Origin of the sequence: Streptomyces sp. SLBN-8D4, from assembly GCF_049739545.1 — a bacterium.
In the GTDB taxonomy this organism is placed as follows: domain Bacteria; phylum Actinomycetota; class Actinomycetes; order Streptomycetales; family Streptomycetaceae; genus Streptomyces; species Streptomyces canus_C.
Map to the genome: position 1 here is coordinate 6,848,345 of NZ_JBMGQC010000001.1, position 25,715 is coordinate 6,874,059.

Consider the following 25,715-nt stretch of genomic DNA (forward strand, 5'->3'; position numbering starts at 1 on the left):
AGCCGCCCTGGGAGGCGTTCGCCATGGCCGAGCTCGTGGAACACGGACAGCTGTTCATCGGCGGGGAGTTGACCGACCCCCTGGGCGAGGACGTCATCGAGGTGATCTCCCCGCACACCCAGGAGGTCATCGGACGGGTGCCGCACGCCTCCCGCGCGGACGTGGACGCGGCGGTCGCCGCCGCCCGCACCGCCTTCGACGAGGGGCCCTGGCCGCGGATGTCGCTCGACGAGCGCATCGAGGTCGTCACCCGCATCAAGGACGCCATCGCGGTACGGCACGAGGAGATCGCCCGCGTGATCTCCTCCGAGAACGGCTCCCCGTACTCCTGGAGCGTCCTCGCGCAGGCCCTCGGCGCGATGATGGTCTGGGACTCGGCGATCACGGTCGCCCGGAACTTCACCTACGAGGAGCAGCGCGACGGAGTCCTCGGCCGCATCCTCGTGCGCCGCGAGCCGGTAGGGGTCGTGGCGGCCGTAGTCCCTTGGAACGTCCCGCAGTTCGTCGCCGCCGCCAAGCTCGCGCCCGCGCTGCTCACCGGCTGCACGGTGGTGCTCAAGCCGTCGCCCGAGTCACCGCTGGACGCCTACATCCTGGCCGAGATCACCAAGGAGGCCGGGCTGCCCGAGGGTGTGCTGTCCATCCTCCCGGCCGACCGCGAGGTCAGTGAGTACCTGGTCGGGCACCCGGGGATCGACAAGGTCTCCTTCACCGGGTCGGTGGGCGCGGGCAAGCGCGTGATGGAGGTCGCCGCCCGCAACCTCACGCGCGTGACGCTGGAGTTGGGCGGGAAGTCGGCGGCCGTGGTCCTGCCGGACGCGGACGTCGAGGCGGCCGTCGCCGGGATCGTCCCGTCCGCCTGGATGAACAACGGGCAGGCCTGCGTGGCCCAGACCCGCATCCTGCTGCCCCGCTCCCGCTACGACGAGTTCGCCGAGGCCCTTGCCGCGGCGGCGAGTTCACTGGTCGTCGGCGACCCGCTCGACCCCGCCACCCAGGTCGGCCCCCTGGTCGCCGAACGCCAGCAGCGCCGCAACCTCGACTACATCAGGATCGGCCAGGAGGAGGGCGCCAAGATCCTCACCGGCGGCGGGCGCCCGGCCGGCCTGGACCGCGGCTGGTACGTCGAACCGACGCTCTTCGGGGATGTCGACAACTCGATGCGGATCGCCCGCGAGGAGATCTTCGGCCCGGTGATCTGCCTGCTGCCCTACGGCGACGAGTCCGAGGCCGTGAAGATCGCCAACGACTCGGACTACGGCCTCTCCGGCAGCGTGTGGACGGCCGACGTCGAGCGCGGGATCGAGGTGGCCCGCCAGGTCCGTACCGGCACCTACTCCGTCAACACCTTCAGCCTCGACATGCTCGGCCCGTTCGGCGGCTACAAGAACTCCGGGCTGGGAAGGGAGTTCGGTCCGGAGGGATACGGCGAGTACCTGGAGCACAAGATGATCCATCTTCCGGCCGGCTGGGGGGCGTGAGCGGCGATGGGAGACCGCTGGCTCGTCGAGGTCGACCGCTCCCTGTGCATCGGCTCCGCGCAGTGCGTGCACACCGCCCCCGGGGGCTTCCGCCTGGACACCGCCCGTCAGTCCCACCCTGCCGACCCGGAGACCGACGCCAACGAGAAGGTCCTGGCGGCGGCGGAGAACTGCCCGGTGGAGGCCATCATGATCAGGCTGCTGGGGAGCGGGGAGTCGGTGTTCCCGCCGGAGGAGTAGGGCCCGGGAAAACATGGTTTGAGGGTTTTCATTCCTGGACGCCCGTTCTATTCTGGACGTAGGCCTACGAGACGAGTGAGGGAGTCCAACCGGAGTAGCCGACTCGGGCGAGACACGAAGGTTTCCGCCGGGGCCGACGTCGACGGTCGGGCTGAGAGGCCGGAGAGCAGCGGGAAGGCTCGACGGCGACCTCCAGGACCTGATCCGGACCATGCCGGCGAAGGGAACCCGTCTCGTAGGTCATTCCTTGCGGCCGTCGGTTAGAGGCGGGGAGGAGTGGTTGGGTCCGGGTTCGAGCGGGTCCGGGGGTCCGGGCGGGTCCGGGTTCGGCTAGGGCCGGGGTCCGGGCGGGTCTGGGGTTTGGGTGGGGGCGGGTTCGGTCAGGACCGTGGTTGGGACGGGACCGGGTTCCGGGCGGGCCCGGGGTCCTCGGACCCCGGGGGCGGGCCCGGTTTTCTCGGCATCGTGGTTTGGGTGGGCTGGGTTTTCTCGGGGCTGTGGTTCGGAGGGGCCGGTTTTCGTGCGGGGCCGGGTTTGGTGGGACCCCGGTTCGGCAGGACCGGTTTCCTCGGGACCGCGGTTCGGGCGGGCTCGGCGGGATCCCGGTTCGGGCGGACCGGTGTTCTCAGGGCCGCGGTTCGGTGAGGTCGATCAGGCGGCACACCGTCTCGATGTCGATCTTCACCTGGGCGATGGAGGCGCGGCCCGAGAGCCAGGTGATCAGCGCCGAGTGCCAGGTGTGCTCGATGACGCGGACCGCGGAGAGCTGCTCGGGCGTCGGGTCCGCGAGGCCCATCGCGTCCAGGATGATCAACGTGGTCTGGTGGGAGACCTGGTCGACCTCCGGGCTCACGCTGCGGTCCGCGAAGGTCAGCGCGCGGACCATCGCGTCGGCCAGATGCGGTTCGCGCTGGAGGGCGCGGAAGGCCCGCATCAGGGTCTCCGCGACCCGCTCGGCGGCCGTCTCGCCCTGGGGCGGCTTCTTGCGGAGCGTGCCGTGCATGTGTTCCAGCTGGTCCTGCATGGTGGCGACCAGCAGGTGGATCTTGGAGGGGAAGTAGCGGTAGAGGGTGCCGAGCGCCACCTGCGAGGACTCCGCGACCTCCCGCATCTGCACCGCGTCGAACCCGCCCCGGCTCGCCAACTGCGCGCTCGCGTGCAGGATGCGGCGGCGCCGGGCCTCCTGCCGCTCGGTCAGCGCCGGCGCGTCGGGTCGTGCGGTATTGGCTTCCACTCCGGCCGACTTGGCCACCTTGTCCACCTTGGGTTCCGTGACAGCCCGTGAGGGCTCGCGATCACACAGCATGGCAGGGTGCCGGGCCGTGGCGCGGTCGCGGCGTTCGTGGCGTGAATCACCTGATCCACCGCTCACAGGACCCCTACCTGCCGGTAGATTCAGAGCCTCCTGAACGATCAAGTCTGAAACTTGTTCTAGATTACCGTCTCGTCGTAATCTCGCGGGACAGTGCAGGCAGAAGGGGGCCCAGAGTGACCGCTGAGGCCAGTCAGGCCGGGCCCTCGAAGGACTCGGCCGCCGACGGCGAGCGACCGCTCCGTATCGCGCTCCTCACCTACAAAGGGAACCCGTTCTGCGGCGGGCAGGGCGTCTATGTACGGCACCTCTCGCGTGAACTGGCCCGCCTCGGCCACCGCGTAGAGGTCATCGGCTCCCAGCCCTACCCGGTCCTCGACCCGGGCTACGACGGCCTGAGCCTGACCGAGCTGCCGAGCCTGGACCTCTACCGCTCCCCGGACCCCTTCCGCACCCCGCGGCGCGACGAGTTCCGGGACTGGATCGACGCCCTGGAAGTCGCCACGATGTGGACCGGCGGCTTCCCTGAGCCGCTGACCTTCTCCCTGCGGGCCCGACGTCATCTCCGGGCCCGCAGCGGTGAGTTCGACGTGATCCACGACAACCAGACCCTCGGCTACGGCCTGTTGGGCGACGTGGGCGCGCCGCTGGTGACCACCATCCACCACCCCATCACCGTGGACCGGCAGTTGGAGCTGGACGCGGCCGAGGGCTGGCAGCAGCGGCTGTCCAAGCGCCGCTGGTACTCCTTCACGCGCATGCAGAAGCGGGTGGCCCGTCGGCTGCCGTCCGTGCTCACCGTCTCCGGCACCTCGCGGCAGGAGATCGTCGACCACCTCGGCGTCCGCGACGACCGCATCCACGTCGTCCACATCGGCGCCGACACCGACCAGTTCTCGCCGGATCCGTCGGTCCCCGTGGTCCCGGGCCGGATCGTCACCACCTCCAGCGCGGACGTCCCCCTCAAGGGCCTGGTCTTCCTCGTCGAGGCACTGGCGAAGGTGCGCACGGAACACCCCGGGGCCCATGTGGTCGTCGTGGGCAAGCGGCCCACGGAGGGCCCGGTCGCCGCCGCGATCGAGCGCTACGGCCTCGAAGGCGCCGTCGAGTTCGTCAAGGGCATCTCGGACGCCGAACTGGTCGACCTGGTCCGCTCGGCGGAGGTCGCCTGCGTGCCGTCGCTCTACGAGGGCTTCTCCCTGCCGGCCGCCGAGGCCATGGCGACCGGCACCCCGCTGGTCGCCACCACGGGCGGCGCGATCCCCGAGGTCGCCGGCCGCGACGGCGAGACATGCCTCGCGGTACCGCCGGGTGACCCCGGCGCCCTGGCGGTGGCGCTGAGCCGATTGCTGGGCGACCCGGACCTGCGGGCCCGACTCGGGGCGGCGGGACGCGAGCGCGTACTCGCCCGCTTCACCTGGGCACGCGCCGCCGAGGGAACGGTCGCCAGATACCGGGAGGTGATGGCCGACGCCCCGACGGGGACAGGTGCCGACGCCGGCCCGGCGTCCCCGGCGCCCTCGAACAGCGCCGTGTCCGCCGTCGCCTCCTCGAAGACCGCTGCCCCCGCAGCCCCCACCACTGACACCGGTGTCTATCCCGAAAGCAGGGCCACGTGCTGACCGTCGACTTCTCCAGGTTCCCGCTCGCGCCGGGTGACCGCGTCCTGGACCTCGGATGCGGGGCCGGCCGGCACGCCTTCGAGTGCTACCGGCGCGGCGCGCAGGTCGTGGCCCTGGACCAGAACGCCGACGAAATCCGCGAGGTCGCCAAGTGGTTCGCGGCGATGAACGAGGCCGGCGAGGCCCCCGAGGGTGCCACCGCGACGGCGATGGAGGGCGACGCGCTGGCCCTCCCCTTCCCCGACGAGTCCTTCGACGTCGTAATCATCTCCGAGGTGATGGAGCACATCCCCGACGACAAGGGCGTACTCGCCGAGATGGTCCGGGTGTTGAAGCCCGGCGGGCGGATCGCCGTCACCGTCCCGCGCTACGGCCCCGAGAAGGTCTGCTGGGCCCTGTCCGACGCCTACCACGAGGTCGAGGGCGGCCACATCCGCATCTACAAGGCGGACGAACTGCTCGCGAAGATACGCGAGGCCGGCCTGAAGCCCTACGGCACCCACCACGCGCACGCCCTGCACTCCCCGTACTGGTGGCTGAAGTGCGCCTTCGGCGTCGACAACGACAAGGCGCTGCCGGTGCAGGCGTACCACAAGCTGCTGGTCTGGGACATCATGAAGAAACCGCTGGCCACCCGGGTCGCCGAACAGGCGCTGAACCCGCTGATCGGCAAGAGCTTCGTGGCCTACGCGACCAAGCCGCACCTCCCCCGGGTGGACGCCAAGTGACGACCCCCCGGACAGAACACCTCGTCCTGCCCGGGGTCCTCACCGCCGAGCAGGCCGCCGCGACCGTCGCCGGCATCCTGGCCGTGCAGCGGGAGGACGGGGCGATCCCGTGGTTCCGCGGGCACCACCTCGACCCGTGGGACCACACCGAGGCCGCGATGGCCCTGGACGCGGCGGGCGAGCACGAGGCGGCCGAGCGCGCCTACGAGTGGCTCGCACGGCACCAGAACGAGGACGGTTCCTGGTACGCCGCGTACCAGGACGGGCACTTCGCGGACGTCACCGACCGCGGGCGCGAGACCAACTTCGTCGCCTACATAGCCGTAGGAGTGTGGCACCACTACCTGTCCACCGGGGACGACACGTTCCTCGACCGGATGTGGCCGACGGTGTACGCGGCGACGGAGTTCGTCCTGGAACTCCAGCAGCCCGGCGGGCAGATCGGTTGGAAGCGGGAGGACGACGGCAGGCCCGTCACCGACGGACTGCTCACCGGGTCCTCCTCCATCCACCACGCGCTGCGGTGCGCGCTCGCGATCGCCGAACAGCGCGAAGAGCCGCAGCCCGACTGGGAGTTGGCGGTCGGCGCGCTGCGGCACGCGATCCGCCGGCACCCCGAACGCTTCCTCGACAAGGACCGCTACTCCATGGACTGGTACTACCCGGTCCTGGGCGGGGCGTTGACCGGTGCGGAGGCCAAGTCCCGTATCGAGGACGGCTGGGAGCGGTTCGTCGTACCCGGTCTCGGAGTGCGCTGTGTCGTCCCCAACCCGTGGGTCACGGGCGGGGAGTCGGCCGAACTCGCGCTGGCCCTGTGGGTCACGGGCGAGTCCGACCGGGCCCTGGAGATCCTCCAGTCGATCCAGCATCTGCGGGACGCGGACAGCGGCCTGTACTGGACCGGGTACGTGTTCGACGACGGGGCGGTGTGGCCACAGGAGCTGACCACCTGGACCGCCGGGTCACTGCTGCTCGCCGTCGCCGCGCTGGGCGGCCACGAGGCCACCTGCGCGGTGTTCGCCGGCGACCGCCTGCCGATCGGCCTGGACCCCGACTGCTGCGCCTGAGATCGCGGGGTTCGGTAGCGGCCTGAAGGGGCGCGGGGAACTGTGCGACCAGCCACGGGGGCGCCGCGGACGATCACGGCACCCCCGGCGGAGCGCTCAGTGGCGGTGGGCCCGGTTGGCGATGGCGTGGCCCACGAACAGGTAGACCACCGCTGCCAGGCCGTAGCCCGCGACGACCCGGGCCCAGGCCTCGTCGAAGGTGAAGAGGTCGTAGGACCAGCCGGCGAGCCAGCGAGCGGCATCGTGGATGAACTGCACGAAGTCGTTCGCACGGTTGGCGTCCAGCAGGTACATCAGGATCCACAGGCCCAGGATGAGGGCCATGATGTCGGCGACGACCGCTATGACCGTCCCGGCTGAATTGGCACCACGGCGCGTATGAGTGGACATGGTGTTCGAATGGCCGCGATTTCTCCGGCGAAACCTGGCGTCACGCGTTGAGCTCCGCCAGCACCCGCAGCGACCGACGGTCCGGGGCCAGCGCCAGCAGGTCCGTCACCGGGCCCTTGCGCCACGACTCCAGCCGCTCTGCGATGCGTTGGCGCGGGCCGACCAGGGAGACCTCGTCGGCGAACGCGTCCGGCACGGCGAGCACGGCCTCCTCGCGACGGCCTTCGAGGAACAGCCGCTGGATGCGGCGGGCTTCGTCCTCATATCCCATACGGGCCATCAGATCGGCGTGGAAGTTGCGGGCCGCGTGGCCCATCCCGCCGATGTAGAAGCCGAGCATCGTCTTGACGGGCAGCAGTCCCTCGGCCACGTCGTCGCAGACCCGCACCTGGGCCATGGGGGCGACGAGGAAGCCCTCCGGGGCCTCGGCGAGCGCGTCCCCGTAGACCTCGGGCCGGGTCGGCGACCAGTACAGCGGCAGCCAGCCGTCGGCGATCCGGGTGGTCTGGGCGACGTTCTTCGGACCCTCCGCGCCCAGCAGGATCGGCAGATCGGCGCGCAGGGGATGGGTGATCGGCTTGAGCGCCTTGCCGAGCCCGGTGCCGTCCGGGCCCTGGTAGGGGTGCGAGTGGAAGCGGCCGTTCACCTCGACCGGCGCCGCACGCCTCAGCACCTGCCGTACGACGTCGACGTACTCCCGGGTCGCGGTCAGCGGCGACTTGGGGAACGCACGGCCGTACCAGCCCTCGACGACCTGCGGACCGGACAGTCCGAGCCCGAGCATGACCCGTCCGCCGGAGAGATGGTCCAGGGTGAGGGCGTGCATGGCGGTCGTGGTCGGCGACCGGGCCGCCATCTGCGCAACCGCCGTACCCAGCCTGATCGTTGACGTCCGCGCCGCGATCCAGGTGAGCGGGGTGAACGCGTCCGAGCCCCACGACTCGGCGGTCCACACCGAGTGATAGCCGAGCCGCTCCGCCTCCTGGGCCAGCGGCACATGGTCGGGGGAGGGGCCACGTCCCCAGTAACCGAGCGCAAGGCCGAGTCGCACAACGCCTCCTGACGGTCCGTCAGCTCTTCTGTGACCGCTCGCGAATGTACGGCAACGGCCCCCCGCCCGGAAGGGCGAGGGGCCGTCCTACGACCTGGAAGGACTCAGCCGCGCTGGATGCCGCTGGTGTCCTGGAGAACACCACGGCGGCCGTCCTGCGTCTGGGCGACCAGAGCCGGACCGCGCTGCTCGACCGCCAGGTACCAGGTACCCGGCGCGAGTTCGGCGATCGGCGTCGGCGAACCGTCCTCCGCGAACAGCGGACGCGGCACCGGCACCGCGAACCAGAACGGCGAGAACTCCGCGGCCGGCGGCTGCGGGGCCTGCGCCTGGGGCTGCGGCTGGGCGCCGAAGGGCTGCCCCGGCTGCGGCTGACCGCCGTACGGCTGCTGTCCCTGCTGTCCCGGCTGCTGGGGCTGGGCGCCCGGGTAGCCGTAACCACCGGGCGGCTGGGCGCCGTAGGGCTGCGGCTGGGGCGGTTTGGGGGCCGGGACGAGGCCGGCCTGGAGGGCGGGGACGAGCGGGGTGGCGACGGCGGCCGCGGCCATGACCAGGGTGGCGACGAGAGCGAGGATCAGGCCGACGCCGGCGCTGACGGTGTTCGAACTGGAGCCGTAGTCCGCGGCGCTCAGCGGGTCGAAGACGTTCCCGAGCGCGCTCCAGGCGGCGAACACCGTGAACGCGGTGCCGACCTGGCCGAGGTCGAGGCCCGCCACCTTGGGGAGTTGGGACAGGCTGCGCGACACGACGACGAGGGCGGCGCCGATGATGCCCGCGAGAACAACCCCCATCACGACCGGACCGCTCGCCCAGGCGCTGGGGAGGTCGGCGTCGTCGGGGGCTCCGTCGACCGAGTACAGATCAAGGAACGACGCGATGAACAGCAACACCGCTGCACCGATCACCACGCCGTCGCCTCGAGTGAGGGAGCGGATATTCACTTCAAGTCCTTCGTAGGTCGTCTCGTCGTCGGTAGACCCTATCGTCCGGCCGGGCGGATCGTACGACGGGATCCACGCGCAGATCGTCACCCGTGCAGGAAACTCACGATTCCGTCAGAGATTCCTTGCGCGGCCTTCTGCCGCCAGGCCGCGCTCGTGAGCAGGGCCGCGTCCCTGCTGTCGCGCATGTTGGCGCATTCGATGAACACCTTGGGAACCTTTGACAGGTTGAGGCCGCCCAGGTCGGTGCGGGTGTCGAGGCCGGTGCCGTGGCCGATGTAGTTGGAGGGGGCGGTGTGCGTCGCGCGTCCGAAGTCGTGCGCGATGCTCTTGCCGAGTTCGGCGGACGGGGCGACGATCCGGCGGGTGTCGGCGATGCCGTGGTGGACGCGGCCCGGCAGGATCACGTGGTAGCCGCGCTGCCCGGCGCTCGCGCCGTCGGCGTGGATCGACACCACCGCGTCGGCCTTGGCCCGGTTGCCGATCCTGGCCCGCTCGTCCACACAGGGGCCGTAGGGCCGGTCGCCGTCCTGCGTCAGCTTCACCGTCGCGCCCCGCCGCTCCAGCAGGGTGCGCAGCCGATGGGCGACGTCGAGGGTGAACTTGGCCTCCGCGTAACCGGAGTTGGTGGACGTCCCCGTCGTGTCGCACTCCTTGCGGTTCGTGCCGATGTCCACCTTGCGGTTGATCTCGGCCGTGTGCCGGAAGTTGGTGAGGTTGTGCCCGGGGTCGATGACGACGACCTTGCCCCGGAGCGAGCCGAGCGGCTTCTTGTCCTCGGCGGTGGTGGAGGAGACGGTCGGCGGAGCGCTCGCCCGCGGACTCGCCGCGGCCGCCGTTCCGTTGCCGTCGGCCGCTCCGCTCACACCCCCGTAGACCAGCCACCCGATCAGGGCGCCCGGTACGAGCACGGCGAGGGCGACGGCCAGCGGGCGGCGCCGGGGGCGGCGGGGCTGGGGGGAACCGAATTCAGGGCCTGCGTACGACACGTCTGCGACTCTAACCTTGCTCCCGGGTCCCCGCCCGCGTCCGGCGCAGCACCCGCAGCGAGTCGGTTGCGGAAACCTCCGTGAAGGCGCCGGAGTCGAGGGCCCGGAGATACACGCGGTACGGCGCCTGACCGGTGAACTCGTCCGCGGGCTCGGGGAACACGTCATGGATGACGAGCAGCCCGCCCTCGGCCACGTGCGGGGCCCAGCCCTCGTAGTCGGCGTTCGCGTGCTCGTCGGTGTGGCCGCCGTCGATGAAGACCAGGCCGAGAGGGGACCCCCAGATCCTCGCGATCCGGGGAGAGCGACCGACCAGGGCGACCACGTGCTCCTCCAGGCCGGCCCGGTGGAGGGTCCTGCGGAAGGTGGGCAGCGTGTCCATCAGCCCGAGCTCGGGATCGACGGTCTCCGGGTCGTGGTACTCCCACCCGGGCTGCTGCTCCTCGCTGCCCCGGTGGTGATCGACGGTCAGCGCGGTGACGCCGGCCTCGCGGGCGGCGTCGGCCAGCAGGATCGCGGACCGGCCGCAGTACGTACCGACCTCCAGGAGCGGCAGCCCGAGCCGTCCGGCGTCCAGGGCGGCCTCGTAGAGCGCCAGCCCCTCACCCAGGGGCATGAACCCCTTCGCGCCCTCGAAAGCGGCGAGAACCTCGGGCTTGGGAGCCACGGCCATGGCGATTCCTTCCAGTCGTCCGGTACGGGCAGCCTAAGGGGGCGGGGGTGTCGCTGTGGTGGGCGGCTCGGTGGTGGGTTGCAGAGTGATGGGCGGTCGGTCGTGTGCGGGGGCTACGGCCTCCCGCGCACCCCCGACGCACCGCACCCCCGTCCTCGGTCCGGGACGGGGGTGCGGTGTGGGTCGGGGCGGTCAGGCCGTGATCGTCTCGCCCGGCAGGGCCAGGTCGAGGTCGATCGCGCGGTCGTCGCCCGCGTGGGTGGCCGAGGAGGCCAGGGGGCCGTGGCCGGTGGCGCGGGCGGCGAGGACGTAGGCGCCCTGGGCGGGGACGGTGAGGACGTAGGTGCCGTCGTCACCGGACAGGGTTGCCCCCGCCTGCCGCCCCCGCCGGTCGATCAACGTGACCTTGGCCCGGGGGACCGGCGTGCCCGCGGAGTCGAGGACACGGCCACGGAAGCCCCGCAGCACCTCGTCGGCCCGCTCGATCCCGGCGTCCTCCTCGCTGCTCGCACGCAGCTGCGGCGCACGGTTCGGCTTCGGCAGGAACAGCGCCATCAGCAGTCCGACGGCCACCGCACCGGTCGCGATGAGGAAGGACACCCGGAACCCGTGCATGGTCGGAACCGCCACGCCCCCGACGTCGTTCGCCGTGTTCGCCAGCACCATCCCGATCACGGCGCTCGACACGGACGTACCGATGGAGCGCATCAGCGTGTTGAGGCCGTTCGCCGCACCCGTCTCCGACGCGGGCACCGCGCCGACGATCAGCGCGGGAAGAGAGGAGTACGCGAGACCGATGCCCGCGCCCAGCACCACCGCGATCACGAGGCTCTGCCAGGCCGCGCTCATGAGGCCCAGGCCCGCGCCGTAGCCGATCGCGATGATCAGCATGCCGAGGATGAGGGTGAACTTGGGGCCGTACTTCGCCGACAGCCGGGCGTACACGGGCGCGGTGAACATCATCGTCAGGCCCAGCGGAGCGACCAGGAGTCCCGCGACGACCATCGACTGGCCGAGGCCGTAGCCGGTCGCCTTCGGGAGCTGGAGCAGCTGGGGAAGGACGAGCGAGACCACGTAGAAGGAGACCCCGACCATGATCGACGCCAGGTTGGTGAAGAGGACCGCCGGGCGGGCCGTGGTGCGCAGGTCGACCAGGGGGGCCTTGACCCGCAGCTCCATGACGCCCCACAGGACGAGGACGACCGCGGCGGCGGCGAAGAGGCCGAGCGTGGTGCCCGAGGTCCAGCCCCAGTCGCTGCCCTTGGTGATCGGGAGGAGGAAGAGGACGAGACCCGTGGAGAGGCCGATCGCGCCCAGGACGTCGAAGGTGCCCTCCGCGCGCGCGGGGGACTCCGGTACGACGAGGAGGGTGAGGGCGATCGAGAGGGCGCCGAGGCCCGCGGCGCCGTAGAAGAGGGCGTGCCAGTCGGCGTGCTGGGCGATCAGGGCGGCGAGGGGGAGGGCGAGTCCGCCGCCGACGCCGATCGAGGAGCTCATCAGGGCCATGGCCGAGCCGAGCTTCTCGCGGGGCAGCATGTCGCGCATCAGGCCGATGCCGAGGGGGATCGCGCCCATGGCGAAGCCCTGGAGCGTGCGGCCGGCGATCATCGTGAGCAGATCGCTGGTGAGCGCGCTGACCAGGGCGCCCACGACCATCACGGCGAGGCTGAGGATGAGCATGCGGCGCTTGCCGTACAGGTCGCCGAGGCGGCCCATGATCGGGGTGGCGACGGCACCCGAGAGCAGGGTGGAGGTCAGGACCCAGGTGGCGTTGCTGGGCTCGGTGTCGAGCAGCTGCGGCAGGTCCTTGATGACCGGGACGAGCAGGGTCTGCATCACCGCGACCACGATGCCCGCGAAGGCGAGCACCGGGACGACAGCGCCGGACGCTCTCCGGGTGGGCTGGTCGGTCGGCGTGTGCGTCATGTGAGGGAGGCCTCCGGGCCTGGAAGATCGGCTTACGTGTGGCTTGAACTACGTATGCATGGGCAACTATTCCGATGCTTCGGCGTACTAACGATTTCTTTATATTCTCTTGGGGAAGTCGGAGCGGATTGAGACCATGACCGTCATGCTCGAAGCCGCTGACGCCACCCGCAGACCCGCTCGTGTCCGCTCCACGCCCCCCGCCTGGCTGGTGGTGGCGCTGGCGTGCGCGGGCCAGTTCCTGGTCGTCCTCGACGTGTCGGTCGTCAACGTGGCGCTGCCCTCCATCCGCGCCGACCTGGGCATGAGCGCGTCAGGCCTCCAGTGGGTGGTGAACGCCTACTCGATCGCCTTCGCCGGGTTCATGCTCCTCGGCGGCCGGGCCGGCGACCTCTACGGCCGCAAGCGGATGTTCCTCGTCGGCCTCGGCCTGTTCACGGCCGCCTCGCTGGCGGGCGGCCTCGCCCAGCAGGGCGGAGAACTACTGGCCGCCCGGGCCGTCCAGGGCCTCGGCGCGGCCGTGCTGGCTCCCTCGACCCTGACCATCGTCACGTCGGCCGTCCCCGAGGGCGCGGCGCGGGCCAGGGCCATCGCCACCTGGACGGCCGTGGGCGCGGGCGGCGGCGCGGCCGGCGGTTTCTTCGGCGGACTCCTCGTCGACGCCCTGTCCTGGCGCTGGGTGCTGCTGATCAACGTGCCGGTCGGTGCGGTGGTCCTGATGGGCTCGCTGCTGTGGCTGTCCGAGAGCCGCAACGGGGCCGGGCGGCGCCTCGACCTGCCGGGAGCGCTGCTGGTCACCGGCGGGCTGGCGGTGCTGGCGTACGGCATCTCGCAGACCGAGGCCGAGGGGTGGACGGCGGCGGCCACCCTGCTTCCGCTGGCCGCCGGGCTCGCGCTGGTCGGGGGCTTCCTCGTCGTCGAGTCGCGTACGGCGGCTCCGCTGATGCCGCTCGGACTGCTCAGGGTGCGGGCGGTGGCGTCGGCGAACGCGGCGATGTTCCTGAGCGGCGCCGCCCTGTTCTGCACGTGGTACTTCATCACCCTCTACGCCCAGAACGTGCTCGGATACTCCCCGCTCGAAGCCGGACTCTCCATGTTGCCGAGCTCCCTGGCGATCGTGCTCGGCTCCAAGCTCGCGCCGCGTCTCATGCACCGGCTCGGGGCGCGCCGGGTGGCGGCTCTGGGGACGCTCGTCGCGCTGACCGGTTACGGCTGGCAGTCGACGATGACCCCGGACGGCGGCTACGTCACCTCGATCATGGGTCCCGGGATCCTGATGATGCTGGGCGCGGGTCTCGCCTCGACGCCGCTCGCCTCGCTGGCCACGTCGGGGGCGGCGCCGGGGGAGGCCGGGCTGGTGTCGGGGCTGGTCAACACCTCGCGCACGATGGGCGGTTCGCTCGGACTCGCGGTCCTGTCGACGCTGGCCGCGGCCCGGACGGGGGGTGCGGACTCGCCGGAGGCGCTGACGGAGGGGTACGCGCTGGCGTTCCGGGTGGGGACGGGGGTGCTGCTCGGCGGGGTGGTGCTGATGCTGGCGTGGCTGCCGAGAACGATCTCCGCGAACTGAGGCAACGGTCCGAACACGGGCCCGCACCGGCACCGGCACCGACGTTCAGGGCATCCGCCGGGTCGAGGGCTCCCCCTACGACTGGTTCGTGTGCCTGGCGCCGAGGGGGACGGAGTACAAGTCGGCGGAGGTGGTCGAGTAGGGCACGGCCTGCCTCACAGCCAGCCCTGCTGCCGGGCCGCCCGTACCGCCTCCATCCGGTTGCGGGTGCCGGTCTTGCCGATGGCGGAGGAGAGGTAGTTGCGGACCGTGGACTCGGAGAGATGGAGCCTGCTGGCGATGTCGGCGACCGTCGCGCCGTCCGTGGACGCCTTGAGGACATCGCACTCGCGGGCGGTGAGGGGGTTCGGGCCGGCGCTCAGGGCAGCCGCGGCGAGGGCCGGGTCGATCACGGTCTCGCCGGTCAGCACCCGGCGGATCGAGGCGGCCAGCTCCTCGACGGGACCGTCCTTGACGAGGAAACCTGTGGCACCCGCCTCCATGGCCCGGCGCAGGTAACCAGGTCTTCCGAAGGTGGTCAGGATCAGCACCCGGCAGTCCGGCGCCTGGTCGCGCAGTTCGGCGGCGGCCTCCAGACCGCTCATCCCCGGCAGTTCGATGTCGAGCAGCGCCACGTCGGGGCGATGCGTGAGGGCCGCGTCCACGATCGCGTCCCCTGCCGCGACCTGGGCCACGACCTGGATGTCGGGTTCCATCCCGAGCAGCAGCGCGAGCGCCCCCCGCATCATCTGCTGGTCCTCGGCGAGCAACACGCGGATGGACCTGGCGGGCCGGTGGTCCCGGGGCATCTCGTTCACGGCCCAAGGGTAGGGCGCGGGGCGGGGGGCGGAGGAGGTGCGACTGTGTTGCGCCGACGCGCCTGATCCTTGAGAACTGGAGAGTGGACCGGGGGAGCGGAGGAATGGACCGCAGCACCGGCGGAGCCCGGGGACGGGCCGGTGGAGTGGGCGGGCCGGCCGGCGGTGTGGGCGGCTCTGCGCGGTGTCATCGGGCAGCTTCGCCGATCCGGGACTCGCTCACGGTGGCCGCCGGGTCCTCGGGCCCTGCCGGTTCCTCCGACTCGACCGGCAACTCGGCGTGCACCACGAATCCGCCCCGTGGCCCCGGTCCGGACTCCAGCCACCCACCGGCCGCGGCCAGCCGCTCCGCGAGCCCCTTGAGACCGGTGCCGCCGATGGTCTGCGTTGCCACCGCCGACGGTGGTGCTGCTGCCGACGCCGGTACCGGTGCCCGACCGTCGTCCCAGACGCGCAGCCGTACCCGTTCCGCCGAGCCCCGCACGGAGATCTCGCAGCGCTCCGCCCCGCTGTGCCGTACCGCGTTGGTCACCGCCTCGCGGACCACCCAGCCCAGCAGGGCCTCGGTCCGGGCGGAGAGCGGGGGACCGGAGCGGTGGACCACGGGCTCGATGCCCGCGGCGCGCAGAACCGAGGTGGCCCGGTCGAGGTCCGCGCTGAGGCTGCCCTCGCGGTAGCCGGTGACCGCCTCACGGATCTCGGTGAGCGCCTGGCGGCCGACCGACTCGATGTCGCAGACCTGCACGAGAGCCGCGTCCAGGTCGCGTGGTGCGAGGCGCCGGGCCGCCTCCGACTTCACCACGATCACCGACAGCGTGTGCCCGAGCAGGTCGTGCAGATCGCGGGAGAAGCGCAGCCGCTCCTCCTCGACCGCGCGCCGGGCCAGTTCCTCGCGGGCCTCCCGCAGCTGCCGTACCGCTTCGGAGAGGGACATGATCGCGGCCGTCACCATCGTGGAGATCCACGTGGCGTACGCGGTGTCGAGTCCGCCCCAGCCGTCGCGGAAGACGGAGGCCGCGCCGGCCACCACGGTCACGACCGCGCCCACCCACCGCAGGTGCGGAAGCCGCACGACCGCGCCCGTCGCGAGTCCGAACAGGGGGAAGAACAGCAGCCAGTTGCCGCCGTACCCCATCGCCAGACCGCAGGTCACAAGGCCCAGCAGGCCCAGCGCCACCCGCGTGGAGACCGCTTCCCGGGTCTCCTTGTGAAAAGCGCGGAAGGCGACGTAGATGTAGAGCGAGTTGAACGTGAACAGGCCGAGGCCCCCGATCCAGGGGTTCGAGGCCTCGCCCTGGAAGAGGTTGGAGAAGGCGCCCATCCCCAGCAGGAGCCAGGGCAGCAGACCGAACCCGCTGCCCAGGCCGGCGTTCGTGGGGACCTCCCCGGCCTGCTGCGCCGCCTTGTACTCGGCGTTGAGGCGCTTCTTGTTCGCCTTGTAGTACCGCTGGTGCTTCCGCGCCTCGCGGACCTCCTCGCGGATCTCGTCCACGCGGCACGACAGCTTGTCCCCTGTTGTCATACCGACGACGCTACGGATCGTTGAGTCCGCGCGGCAGATGTGCGTGTACGGACTTGGGCAGTACAAATGTCACGGTGCCGGAACCGGGCGGGTCCACCTGACACTGCACCTGACACCCCGTCAGGAGCCTTCACAAGTGCGTTGTGCTCGGCTATACAGAGGGCGCCGGACTGGAACGCGTTCTAGATCGGCCCGCGACGACCTCGGTGCGGCCGACGGTGCGGACGGCCGTACCGAGGTCTTGACCGAGCCCCTGTCAGGAGCCGTATGCCCATCGACGCAGCCAAGGCCCTCGCCGCCGAACCCCGGACCGGCGAGATCTCCTGGAACTCCAAGGACGTCCAGCTCTACCACCTCGGCATCGGGGCGGGCTCGCATCCCGACAAGCCCAGCCCCGCCACCGACCCCGACGAACTGCGCTACACCCTCGAGTCCCGGCTGCACGTCCTGCCGAGCTTCGCGACGGTCGCGGGCTCGGGATCGCCGGGAGTGATCAGCGGCCTGTCCATGCCCGGCATCGAGGTCGACCTCGCCAAGGTCCTGCACGGCGGTCAGTCACTGGTCATCCACCGCCCCCTTCCCGCCCAGGGCACCGCGACCGCCACCCACCGCATCGCCGCCGTGTACGACAAGGGCAAGGCGGCCGTTCTGGTCATGCGGACCGAAGTCGCGGACGCCGAGGGCCCGTTGTGGACCAACGACGCGCAGATCTTCGTTCGGGGGGAAGGCGGCTGGGGCGGCGACCGGGGCCCCTCCGCCCGCCTCGAACCCCCCGCCGGTGAGCCCGACCGGACCGTCGAGCGGCCCATCCGCGAGGACCAGGCCCTGCTCTACCGTCTCTCCGGCGACTGGAACCCGCTGCACGCCGACCCGGAGTTCGCGAAGGTCGCCGGGTTCGAACGGCCCATCCTGCACGGGCTGTGCACCTACGGCATCACGCTCAAGGCGGTCGTCGACACACTGCTCGGCGGGGACGTGAGCCGGGTGAAGTCCTACGTCACCCGGTTCGCCGGGGTCGTGTACCCGGGGGAGACCCTGCGGATCCGTATGTGGCACGCGCCGCAGTCCACCAGGGTCGCCGTCAGCGCCGTGGAGCGCGACGACGCACCCGTCCTCGCCGACACCGTCGTCGAACACTCCTGAACCCACAACGCCGTACGAGGGGAGCCGCACCATGCGCGCAGCCGTACTGCACGAGATCGGCCAGGAAAAGCTCGAAGTCCTCGAGGACGTCGAGGCGGTGGGCTTTGGACCCGGCAGGGTGCGGATCCGGATACGGGCCACCGGGCTGTGCCATTCCGACCTGTCCGCGATGGCCGGGGTCCTCCCGCAGCCGGCGCCGTTCGTGCCCGGACACGAAGGCGCGGGCGAGATCGTCGAAGTCGGGGAGGGCGTCAGCCACTTGAAGGCGGGCGACCGGGTCGTCGTCTGCTGGCTGCCCGCCTGCGGTGCCTGCCCCGCCTGCAAGCGCGGGCAGACCGAGCTGTGCCTGGCCGGGTTCATGAACGCGGGCACCCCCAACTTCCGGCGCCCCGGCGGGGACGTGTTCGGTTTCGCGGGCACCGGCACCTTCACCGAGGAGGTCGTCGTCGACGCGGGCTGCGCGGTGCCGATACCCGACGACGTGCCCTTCGACATCGCGGCGCTGATCGGCTGCGGGGTCACCACCGGACTCGGGGCCGCGCTCAACACCGCGGACGTGGAGGCCGGTTCGTCGGTCGCCGTCATCGGCTGCGGCGGCGTCGGCATCTCCGCCATCCAGGGCGCCCGCCTCAAGGGCGCCGCCGAGATCGTCGCCGTCGACCCGGTCGCCTCGCGCCGCGAGGCGGCCCTGGGGTTCGGGGCCACCCGGGCCGTCTCCCCGGACGAACTCGCCGACGCCAAGCAGCAGGTGACCGGGGGCGAGGGCTTCGACTACGTCTTCGAGGTCGTCGGCAAGTCGGCCACCGCGAGGACGGCGTACGAGACCACCCGGCGCGGTGGCACCCTCGTGGTCGTCGGCGCGGGCGCCATGGACGACAACCTCCAGCTCAACATGTTCGAGCTGTTCTTCGACGAGAAGCGCATCCTGCCCTCCCTGTACGGCGGCGGGGACGTGCTGCGCTCCTACGAGCGGACCATCGCCCTGTGGCGGGCCGGCCGCATCGACCTGGACGGTCTGATCACCCACCGGGTGTCGCTGAGCGAGATCAACGAGGCGCTGGACCAGATGCGCACGGGGAGCTCACTCCGTACCTGCATCGAGATCTGAGGTCCCCGTATGACACAGGCAGGGGTGCAGGCAGGGGTACGGCCGGGGGCGCGGCCGCTCGATGGGCTCGCGGCGATCGTCACCGGCGCCGGCCGGGGGCTGGGCAGGGCGGAGGCGCTGGAGCTGGCCCGGCTCGGCGCCGCCGTCGTCGTCAACGACTACGGACAACCGGGCCGGGACGGTTCCGGCGAGGCCTCCGCGGGCCCCGCCGAGCAGGTCGCCGACGAGATCCGGGCCGCGGGCGGACAGGCCGTCGCCCACACCGGGGACGTGGCCGACCACCAACAGGCGCGTGAGCTCACGGAGTTGGCGATCGCCGAGTTCGGCAAGCTCGACATCCTCGTCAACAACGCGGGCATCCTGCGCGACCGCATGGTCTTCTCCATGACCGAGGGCGAGTGGGACGCGGTGATCCGGGTCCACCTCAAGGGCCACTTCAACACGACCCGGTTCGCGGCCGCGCACTGGCGGGAGCGTTCCAAGGCGGCGGGCGGGCCGGTGTACGGCCGGATCGTGAACACCTCCTCGGAGGCGTTTCTCGCCGGGTCCGCCGGACAGCCCAACTACGCGGCGGCCAAAGGGGGAATCGTCGGACTCACCACCTCGACGGCCCTCGCGCTCGCCAAGTACGGCGTCACGGCCAATGCCATCTGCCCGCGTGCCCGCACCCGGATGACCGAGGACGTCTTCGCCGGCCTGGAGCAGCCCGAGTCGGGACTCGACCCCCTCGCCCCCGAGCATGTCGCCCCGCTCGTCGGCTACTTGGCCTCGCCCGCCGCAGAGCGCGTCAACGGCCAGCTGCTCGTGGTGCACGGCGGAATGGTCGTCGTGGTCGAACGGCCGCGGGTGCAGGCCAAGTTCGACAGCAAGCAGGACACGTTCACCTACGACGAACTGGACGCGCTACTCACCCCGCACTACGCGCGCCGGCCGGCCGGGGAGACCTTCGCGGCGGCCGAAGTCCTGGGCCTGAAAAGGGAGTAGACGCGAAGCGGCCCGCTCCCCGGACGAGGAGCGGGCCGTGTGTCGCCGTCTGACCTCAGGCCGCGGCCTCGGTCTGCTCGACCGACTTGCGGTGACGGCCACGCGGGGCCGTGTCGCTGTCCTGGACCGAGACCGGACCCCGGTGCTTACCGTGGCCCGTGGACTCCTGGACGTCGGCAGTCGACTGGTTCGTGCTGGCGTCGCTCATGGAAGTAATTCACCCCGTCAACATGATCTTTCTTACAGCGGGGGGAGTTTAACCGGCACACCACAGGGCGAATCCAGGCGGCCCGGCCAACCGGCACTACTTCGTTACAAGATTGCCCAACGGGGCTTGCTGCAAGGGCACAGGACGGGCCACGGCCGGCTCCGGAGGGTCCGGTTCGGGCGACCCCGCGAGCTTCCCGCCGCCGCCCTCCGAACCCTCCGGGCCCGCGTCCCCCGCCCCCGTTGCCCCCGCTGTCCCCGGACCCTCCGCTTCCCCTGCGGGGGCCCCGCTCCCCGGGGCTGCCGCCCACCGCGCCACCCCGCACGGCGTGTCCGCCGTGGCGTACGGCAGGAGCAGCTCCCCGTCCTCGGTCCACAGCCCGGCCCCCGCCAGCCACCCCCCGGGCGCCGGAAGATGCTGGACCTGCCGGGCGGCGGGCCGCCACACGCCCACCCAGCTGCCCATCGGCCCGTCGACGCGCAGCGCCACCCCGCAGCTCTCCGGCACCAGCACCTGCCCCGGCTGGATCGCGAACGGTGTCAGTGCGCAGTCGGGCACCCGCAGGCACTCCGGGAAGCGCACCGGCAGCGTGCTGCCCAGCACCCCCCAGCCCAGCCGCGGACGTCCCGGCGACGGCGCGTCCGAGGAGATCAGCAGCAGCCCGCTGTCCGGGTCGGCCAGCAGCAGCCGGTCGTCGCTGCCGTCGGCGATCTGCAGCAGCGGCGACACCTCCCCGCCCCGCTCCAGATCGACCACGACCGCCTTGGTCCGCCCGTCCGTCTCCCGGTCCAGGGCCAGCATCCGCCCGGCCCGGTCCAGCCACACCCCGCCCGAGCAGCGCCCCGGGACCTGGGCGACGTGCTCCGGCCCGAAGGCACCGCCCGCCACCAGCCACACGGCACTGGAGCGCGGGCCCACGGCGAGGGCGTACGCCTTCTCGCCGCCCGGCGCCGGCGGCAGCAGCCGTAGGACCGTCCCCTCGTCCGGGCACCCGACCGCGCCCAGCGGCAGCTCGCCGGTCCGGGGCGCGGTCGGGTAGAGCAGCGAGAAGGCGTGCCGCCCGTCCGTGAACCGCCTGATCAGCACCCGCCCGTCGCCCATGGGCTGCACCTCGGTGCCGGGCTCCTCGGGCTGGTTGCCGGGCAGCGGCACGGCGTAGGGCTCGGGGCCGTCCAGGGTCCAGCGCTCCGGGAACCAGGAGTCGCCGTCGCGGGCGAGGCGGGCCGCGTAGGAGCCGTCGACGGTGATCACGCATGCGGTGCGCGGGGTCCTGCCGTCCTCGGTGATCACGCGCTCCGTCCGCGGTGTGTCCCCGTCCTCGGTGATAGCGCGCTCCGTACGCGAGGTCCCCCCGTCCCCGTTCTCCCCGTTCTCCCCGTTCTCCTCGTTCGCCGCCGCGGGTTCGATGGCACAGGCCGTCATCGTCCGGTCACCTCCGGTCACGAAACTAGCTTTCCCACGCGCGGGCGTGGGGCGGGCGGGCTTCCCCTTCACGCAAAGGGGTGGCACAGGAACGATTCGCCTGAGGAAACCGGGGCGACTGTGCTCGGCGGGGCACGGGTTCCCGGGGCCCGGGTTCCGTCGGCCGACGGCACAGGTTCAGGCGGACAGACCAGGCAGGTAGCCTTTCCCCGTGCCCCGTCTGTCTGAAGTCATCGCCGCGCTGGAGAACCTGTGGCCCGCCGAGCGGGCCGAGTCCTGGGACGCGGTCGGTACCGTCGTGGGCGAACCCGACCAGGAGGTCGCGCGGGTCCTCTTCGCCGTGGACCCGGTCCAGGAGATCGTCGACGAGGCGGTGAAGCTGGGCGCGGACCTGCTGGTCACCCACCACCCCCTCTATCTGCGCGGTACGACGACCGTGGCGGCCTCGCACTTCAAGGGCAGGGTCGTCCACACCCTCATCAAGAACGACATCGCGCTGCACGTGGCCCACACCAACGCGGACACCGCCGACCCGGGCGTCTCGGACGCGCTCGCGGGCGCGCTCGACCTCCGTGTCGTACGGCCGCTGGTGCCGGACCCGACGGACCCGGAAGGGCGCCGGGGGCTGGGCCGTGTGTGCGAGCTCGACCCCCCGACGACCGTCCGTGAACTCGCCGCGCGAGCCGCCGAACGCCTGCCGGCCACCGCCCAGGGCATCCGCGTCGCCGGCGATCCCGAGGCCACCGTCCGCACGGTCGCCGTCAGCGGCGGTTCCGGCGACAGCCTCTTCGACCAGGTGCGCGCGGCCGGTGTCGACGCCTTCCTCACCGCGGACCTGCGCCACCACCCGGTCGCAGAGTTCGTCGCGGCCCGCGCCCACAGTCCTCTCGCGCTGCTCGACGCGGCGCACTGGGCCACCGAGTGGCCCTGGTGCGAGCTGGCCGCCGCCCAGCTCGACGAGATCTCCGACCGCCACGGCTGGAACCTGCGTGTGCACGTCTCCAAGACGGTCACCGACCCCTGGACCAGCCACTCCCCTTCACCTGGAGCCCCCAACTGAACGCCGCGCCCGCCGACCAGATCCGCCTCCTCGACGTCCAGGCCCTCGACGTCCGCCTCCAGCAGCTCACCCACAAGCGCAGGTCGCTGCCCGAGCACGCCGAGATCGAGTCGCTCACCAAGGACGCCACCCAGCTGCGCGACCTGCTCGTGGCCGCCCAGACCGAGGAGAGCGACACCGCCCGCGAGCAGACCAAGGCCGAGCAGGACGTGGACCAGGTGCGTCAGCGCGCCGCCCGCGACCAGCAGCGCCTGGACTCCGGAGCCGTGACCTCGCCCAAGGACCTGGAGAACCTCCAGCGCGAGATCACCTCCCTCGCCAAGCGCCAGGGCGACCTGGAGGACGTCGTCCTCGAGGTCATGGAGCGTCTGGAGTCCGCACAGGAGCGGGTGGCCGAGCTGACCGGACGCGTCTCCTCCGTCCAGTCGAAGATCGAGGACGCCACCGCCCGCCGGGACGCGGCCTTCGAGACCCTCGACGGCGAGATCGCCTCCGTGACCAAGGAGCGCGAGGTCATCGCCGCCTCCGTCCCCGCCGACCTCCTCAAGCTCTACGAGAAGCTCCGCGAGCAGCAGGGCGGCATCGGCGCGGCCAAGCTGTACCAGCGCACCTGCCAGGGCTGCCGCCAGGAGCTGTCCATCACGGACTTCAACGAGGTCCGCGCGGCCGCGCCCGACACCGTGGTGCGCTGCGAGAACTGCCGCCGCATCCTGGTGCGCACGTCCGACTCCGGCCTGTAAGGGGCGTCGGCGTGCGGGAGTTCATCGTCGAGGCCGACGGCGGCTCGCGGGGCAACCCCGGGCCGGCCGGCTACGGCTGCGTGGTGCTGGACGCGGTGACGGGGGAGACGCTGGTCGAGGCGTACGAGTACCTCGGCGTCGTCACCAACAACGTGGCGGAGTACCGGGGGCTGCTGGCGTGCCTGCGCGCCGCGCACGACCTGGACCCCGCCGCCCGTGTCCACGTCCGCATGGACTCCAAGCTCGTCGTCGAGCAGATGTCGGGGCGCTGGAAGATCAAGCACCCCGACATGAAGCCGCTCGCCCTGGAGGCGGGGCGGGTGTTTCCGCCGGGGCGGGTGACGTACGAGTGGATCCCGCGCGAGCAGAACAAGCGGGCGGACCGGCTGGCGAACGAGGCGATGGATTCGGGGGCGTCGGCGAGTTCGGTGCGGAAGCTGTCCGCTGACTCGGCGGAGGCGGACGTGCGTCCCGCAGACGCGGAGACTGACGTGGCTGACGTGCGCGCCGCCAAGGCCGCGGCCGACGTGCGTGCCGCGACGGCCGTGGCAGGCCCCGGCTGGGCCCCGGCCGACATGGGTGCTCCGGCCACCTTCGTGCTCCTGCGGCACGGGGAGACTCCGCTGACGCCCCAGAAGCGGTTCTCGGGCAGCGGCGGCACCGATCCGTCCCTGTCCGACATCGGCAGGGAACAGGCCAGGAGGGCTGCCGAAGCCCTGGCCGAGCGGGGCACGATCCAGCACATCCTCGCCTCGCCCCTGACCCGTACGAAGGAGACGGCCGCCGCCGTGGCGGAGCGCCTCGGCATCGAGGTGACCGTCGAGGACGGCTTGATCGAGACCGACTTCGGCGCCTGGGAGGGCCTCACCTTCGGCGAGGTGCGCGAGCGCTACCCGGACGACCTCACCGCCTGGCTGTCCGACCCGGAGGCCCAACCCACCGGCGGCGGCGAGAGCTTCGCGGCCACGGCGACCCGGATCGCGGCGACCAGGGACAAGCTCGTCGCGGCGTACGCGGGCCGAACGGTCCTGCTCGTCACGCACGTCACCCCGATCAAGACGTTCGTCCGCCTGGCCCTCGGCGCCCCGCCCGAGTCCCTGTTCCGCATGGAACTCTCGGCGGCGTCGATGTCGGTGGTCGCGTACTACGCCGACGGCAACGCGAGCGTGCGGCTCCTCAACGACACGTCACACCTGCGGCCGTAGGCCGGAAAGTCCGGACGCCTCCCGGGCCAGCGCCTCCACCCGCCCCCAGTCGCGCGCGGCGATCGCATCGGTGGGCAGCATCCAAGTGCCGCCCACGCAACCGACGTTGGGCAGGGACAGGTACTCGGGGGCATTACCGGGCCCGATCCCGCCCGTCGGACAGAACCGCGCTTGCGGCAGCGGCCCGGCGAGGGACTTCAGATACGCCGTACCGCCCGCCGCCTCCGCCGGGAAGAACTTCATCTCCCGCACCCCCCGTTCCAGCAGCGCCACGACCTCCGAGGCCGTGGACACCCCCGGCAGGAACGGCACCCCGGACCCCCGCATCGCCTCCAGGAGTACGTCCGTCCAGCCCGGGCTGACGAGGAAGCGCGCACCCGCCGCCACCGACTCCCGCACCTGCCCGGGCGTGATGACGGTCCCGGCCCCGACCACCGCTTCCGGCACCTCCTCGGCGATCGCCCGGATCGCGTCCAGCGCGGCCGGTGTCCGCAGCGTCACCTCGATCGCGGGCAGCCCGCCGGCGACCAGGGCGCGCGCGAGCGGTACGGCGTCGGAGGCGTCCTGGAGCACGACAACGGGGACGACGGGCGCGAGGTCGAGCAACGAGCCATGCGAGGTACGCGAGGCATGCGAGGAGGAGGCCATGGCGTCATCGTGCCGAAGCGCTGCGATGCACGCAACGGCCGTTGCAGCCACTGCAACGAAACGTCAGTGGATCTCGTCCACCAGCACATCCAGCGCCCACGCCTGCCCGGCCTTCGCGGGAGCCTCGGCCTCCACCACGTACCCGAGCTCCCGCAGCGCCTCGACCAGCTCGGCCGGCCCCTTGGGGGAGACCCCGGCCGACAGCAGGCTCCGCACCATCCGCCCCTTCGTCGCCTTGTTGAAGTGGCTGACGACCTTCCGGGTCGGCGCGTGCAGCACCCGTACGGTCGCCGTGCGCCCCGCGACCTCACCCTTCGGCTTCCACGCGGCCGCGTAGGCGGAGGACCGCAGATCGAGCACGAGGCCCTTCCCGGCGGCTTCGTCGACGACGGCGGCCATCGGCGTACGCCAGTGCGCGCCCAGCGCCCCGATCCCGGGCAGCCGCACCCCCATCGAGCAGCGGTACGACGGAATCCGGTCGGTCACCCGGACCGCGCCCCACAGCCCCGAGAACACGAGCAGCGAACGCCCCGCACGCCTCTTCGCGGCCGCGTCGAGGGAAGCCAGGTCGAGGGCGTCGTAGAGGACACCCGTGTAGATCTCCCCGGCGGGCCGCGCCCCAGCGGTCCTGAGCTCGACGTTCTTCGCGACCTCGCCGCGCAGCCCCTCGCTCAGCCCGAGCACCTCGCGCGCCTTCTCCTCGTCGGCGGCGCACAGCTCGACGAGCGCGTCGAGGACGGCCTCCCGGCTCTCGTTGAGCCCCGGCAGCGACAGCGACTCCAGCTTCAGCGGGGCGCCACGACCGGAGGACGCCTTGCCTTCGGAGGGAGGCAGCAGGACCAGCACGGAACATCTCCTTCTGTTGAGCTCCGGACAGCGTACGGGGCC

At 71.8% G+C, this 25,715-nt stretch carries 25 protein-coding genes; 12 read left to right on the forward strand and 13 right to left on the reverse strand.

All coding sequences use genetic code 11. The features are described from left to right. The first annotated feature begins 23 nt into the window (after window positions 1-23). Together RKD20_RS31055 and RKD20_RS31060 are read left to right on the forward strand one after the other, a co-directional pair. Window positions 24-1,481, forward strand: coding sequence for an aldehyde dehydrogenase (locus RKD20_RS31055; RefSeq protein ID WP_424880587.1), 1,458 nt, complete (start codon window positions 24-26; stop codon window positions 1,479-1,481). Window positions 1,482-1,487: 6 nt separating this feature from the next. Further along, window positions 1,488-1,721, forward strand: a complete 234-nt coding sequence (locus RKD20_RS31060; RefSeq protein ID WP_424880588.1) for a ferredoxin — start codon at window positions 1,488-1,490, stop codon at window positions 1,719-1,721. 625 nt (window positions 1,722-2,346) lie between these two features. Here the strand turns inward: RKD20_RS31060 and RKD20_RS31065 are convergent. Continuing rightward, the gene (locus tag RKD20_RS31065) at window positions 2,347-2,982 is read right to left on the reverse strand and encodes a TetR family transcriptional regulator (protein WP_424880589.1); all 636 of its coding nucleotides are present in this window, start codon (window positions 2,980-2,982) and stop codon (window positions 2,347-2,349) included. 227 nt (window positions 2,983-3,209) lie between these two features. Here RKD20_RS31065 and RKD20_RS31070 point away from each other — a divergent pair, with 227 nt between their 5' ends. The 3 genes from RKD20_RS31070 to RKD20_RS31080 are packed head-to-tail and all read left to right on the forward strand — an operon-like array spanning window position 3,210 to window position 6,450. After that, a complete protein-coding gene (locus tag RKD20_RS31070) occupies window positions 3,210-4,655 on the forward strand; it encodes a glycosyltransferase family 4 protein (protein ID WP_424880590.1) in 1,446 nt (481 codons plus the stop codon). Further along, window positions 4,649-5,383: a class I SAM-dependent methyltransferase gene (locus RKD20_RS31075; protein ID WP_424880591.1), complete on the forward strand. Its 735-nt coding sequence runs from the start codon at window positions 4,649-4,651 to the stop codon at window positions 5,381-5,383. The genes RKD20_RS31070 and RKD20_RS31075 overlap by 7 nt, the downstream gene beginning before the upstream one ends. Beyond that, window positions 5,380-6,450, forward strand: coding sequence for a prenyltransferase/squalene oxidase repeat-containing protein (locus tag RKD20_RS31080; protein WP_424880592.1), 1,071 nt, complete (start codon window positions 5,380-5,382; stop codon window positions 6,448-6,450). The genes RKD20_RS31075 and RKD20_RS31080 overlap by 4 nt, the downstream gene beginning before the upstream one ends. Before the next feature lie 96 nt (window positions 6,451-6,546). Here RKD20_RS31080 and RKD20_RS31085 read toward each other — a convergent pair whose 3' ends face one another. The 6 genes from RKD20_RS31085 to RKD20_RS31110 all read right to left on the reverse strand — a co-directional run bounded on the left by RKD20_RS31085 (window position 6,547) and on the right by RKD20_RS31110 (window position 12,420). Continuing rightward, window positions 6,547-6,840 carry a hypothetical protein gene (locus RKD20_RS31085; protein ID WP_028807437.1) on the reverse strand — a complete coding sequence of 98 codons (294 nt, stop codon included), beginning with the start codon at window positions 6,838-6,840 and terminating at the stop codon, window positions 6,547-6,549. 40 nt (window positions 6,841-6,880) lie between these two features. Then, window positions 6,881-7,891 carry an LLM class F420-dependent oxidoreductase gene (locus tag RKD20_RS31090; protein WP_424880593.1) on the reverse strand — a complete coding sequence of 337 codons (1,011 nt, stop codon included), beginning with the start codon at window positions 7,889-7,891 and terminating at the stop codon, window positions 6,881-6,883. A 104-nt stretch (window positions 7,892-7,995) separates the two neighbouring features. Continuing rightward, window positions 7,996-8,832, reverse strand: a complete 837-nt coding sequence (locus tag RKD20_RS31095; protein WP_424880594.1) for a hypothetical protein — start codon at window positions 8,830-8,832, stop codon at window positions 7,996-7,998. Between the two features lie 86 nt (window positions 8,833-8,918). Beyond that, the gene (locus tag RKD20_RS31100; RefSeq protein WP_424880595.1) at window positions 8,919-9,821 is read right to left on the reverse strand and encodes an N-acetylmuramoyl-L-alanine amidase; all 903 of its coding nucleotides are present in this window, start codon (window positions 9,819-9,821) and stop codon (window positions 8,919-8,921) included. 10 nt (window positions 9,822-9,831) lie between these two features. Further along, window positions 9,832-10,494 carry a class I SAM-dependent methyltransferase gene (locus RKD20_RS31105; RefSeq protein ID WP_424880596.1) on the reverse strand — a complete coding sequence of 221 codons (663 nt, stop codon included), beginning with the start codon at window positions 10,492-10,494 and terminating at the stop codon, window positions 9,832-9,834. A gap of 192 nt (window positions 10,495-10,686) precedes the next feature. Then, window positions 10,687-12,420, reverse strand: coding sequence for an MFS transporter (locus RKD20_RS31110; RefSeq protein ID WP_424880597.1), 1,734 nt, complete (start codon window positions 12,418-12,420; stop codon window positions 10,687-10,689). Window positions 12,421-12,556: 136 nt separating this feature from the next. Here RKD20_RS31110 and RKD20_RS31115 point away from each other — a divergent pair, with 136 nt between their 5' ends. Then, complete coding sequence (locus RKD20_RS31115; protein WP_424880598.1) at window positions 12,557-13,990, forward strand: MFS transporter; 1,434 nt, start codon at window positions 12,557-12,559, stop codon at window positions 13,988-13,990. 155 nt (window positions 13,991-14,145) lie between these two features. Here RKD20_RS31115 and RKD20_RS31120 read toward each other — a convergent pair whose 3' ends face one another. Next, entirely contained in the window at window positions 14,146-14,778 is a 633-nt protein-coding gene (locus RKD20_RS31120; RefSeq protein WP_424883367.1) for a response regulator, read from the reverse strand. 196 nt (window positions 14,779-14,974) lie between these two features. Then, window positions 14,975-16,309, reverse strand: coding sequence for a sensor histidine kinase (locus tag RKD20_RS31125; protein WP_424880599.1), 1,335 nt, complete (start codon window positions 16,307-16,309; stop codon window positions 14,975-14,977). 267 nt (window positions 16,310-16,576) lie between these two features. Between RKD20_RS31125 and RKD20_RS31130 the strand changes: the two genes are divergently transcribed. Genes RKD20_RS31130 through RKD20_RS31140 form a run of 3 tightly spaced genes read left to right on the forward strand, consistent with a single transcriptional unit; the run spans window position 16,577 to window position 19,544 of the window. Then, window positions 16,577-17,452, forward strand: a complete 876-nt coding sequence (locus tag RKD20_RS31130; protein WP_424880600.1) for a MaoC/PaaZ C-terminal domain-containing protein — start codon at window positions 16,577-16,579, stop codon at window positions 17,450-17,452. A gap of 31 nt (window positions 17,453-17,483) precedes the next feature. Then, the gene (locus RKD20_RS31135; protein WP_424880601.1) at window positions 17,484-18,560 is read left to right on the forward strand and encodes a Zn-dependent alcohol dehydrogenase; all 1,077 of its coding nucleotides are present in this window, start codon (window positions 17,484-17,486) and stop codon (window positions 18,558-18,560) included. A 9-nt stretch (window positions 18,561-18,569) separates the two neighbouring features. Further along, complete coding sequence (locus RKD20_RS31140) at window positions 18,570-19,544, forward strand: 3-oxoacyl-ACP reductase (protein ID WP_424880602.1); 975 nt, start codon at window positions 18,570-18,572, stop codon at window positions 19,542-19,544. A 55-nt stretch (window positions 19,545-19,599) separates the two neighbouring features. On the opposite strand, the gene RKD20_RS31145 is transcribed toward RKD20_RS31140, so the two are convergent. Both RKD20_RS31145 and RKD20_RS31150 read right to left on the reverse strand, forming a co-directional pair. Continuing rightward, window positions 19,600-19,752 carry a hypothetical protein gene (locus RKD20_RS31145; protein ID WP_020116022.1) on the reverse strand — a complete coding sequence of 51 codons (153 nt, stop codon included), beginning with the start codon at window positions 19,750-19,752 and terminating at the stop codon, window positions 19,600-19,602. 96 nt (window positions 19,753-19,848) lie between these two features. Then, window positions 19,849-21,174, reverse strand: coding sequence for a hypothetical protein (locus tag RKD20_RS31150; RefSeq protein WP_424880603.1), 1,326 nt, complete (start codon window positions 21,172-21,174; stop codon window positions 19,849-19,851). A 211-nt stretch (window positions 21,175-21,385) separates the two neighbouring features. Here RKD20_RS31150 and RKD20_RS31155 point away from each other — a divergent pair, with 211 nt between their 5' ends. Genes RKD20_RS31155 through RKD20_RS31165 form a run of 3 tightly spaced genes read left to right on the forward strand, consistent with a single transcriptional unit; the run spans window position 21,386 to window position 24,179 of the window. Continuing rightward, complete coding sequence (locus RKD20_RS31155) at window positions 21,386-22,234, forward strand: Nif3-like dinuclear metal center hexameric protein (protein ID WP_424880604.1); 849 nt, start codon at window positions 21,386-21,388, stop codon at window positions 22,232-22,234. After that, window positions 22,231-22,974 carry a zinc ribbon domain-containing protein gene (locus RKD20_RS31160; protein ID WP_359426019.1) on the forward strand — a complete coding sequence of 248 codons (744 nt, stop codon included), beginning with the start codon at window positions 22,231-22,233 and terminating at the stop codon, window positions 22,972-22,974. The genes RKD20_RS31155 and RKD20_RS31160 overlap by 4 nt, the downstream gene beginning before the upstream one ends. 11 nt (window positions 22,975-22,985) lie before the next feature. Then, the gene (locus RKD20_RS31165) at window positions 22,986-24,179 is read left to right on the forward strand and encodes a bifunctional RNase H/acid phosphatase (RefSeq protein ID WP_424880605.1); all 1,194 of its coding nucleotides are present in this window, start codon (window positions 22,986-22,988) and stop codon (window positions 24,177-24,179) included. On the opposite strand, the gene RKD20_RS31170 is transcribed toward RKD20_RS31165, so the two are convergent. Together RKD20_RS31170 and yaaA are read right to left on the reverse strand one after the other, a co-directional pair. Beyond that, window positions 24,162-24,827 (reverse strand): bifunctional 4-hydroxy-2-oxoglutarate aldolase/2-dehydro-3-deoxy-phosphogluconate aldolase, encoded by a 666-nt coding sequence (locus RKD20_RS31170; RefSeq protein ID WP_424880606.1) that lies wholly within the window; start codon window positions 24,825-24,827, stop codon window positions 24,162-24,164. The two genes, RKD20_RS31165 and RKD20_RS31170, sit on opposite strands and share 18 nt — an antisense overlap. Window positions 24,828-24,890: 63 nt before the next feature. Continuing rightward, the gene (yaaA, locus tag RKD20_RS31175; RefSeq protein ID WP_424880607.1) at window positions 24,891-25,673 is read right to left on the reverse strand and encodes a peroxide stress protein YaaA; all 783 of its coding nucleotides are present in this window, start codon (window positions 25,671-25,673) and stop codon (window positions 24,891-24,893) included. Between the last annotated feature and the right edge of the window lie 42 nt (window positions 25,674-25,715).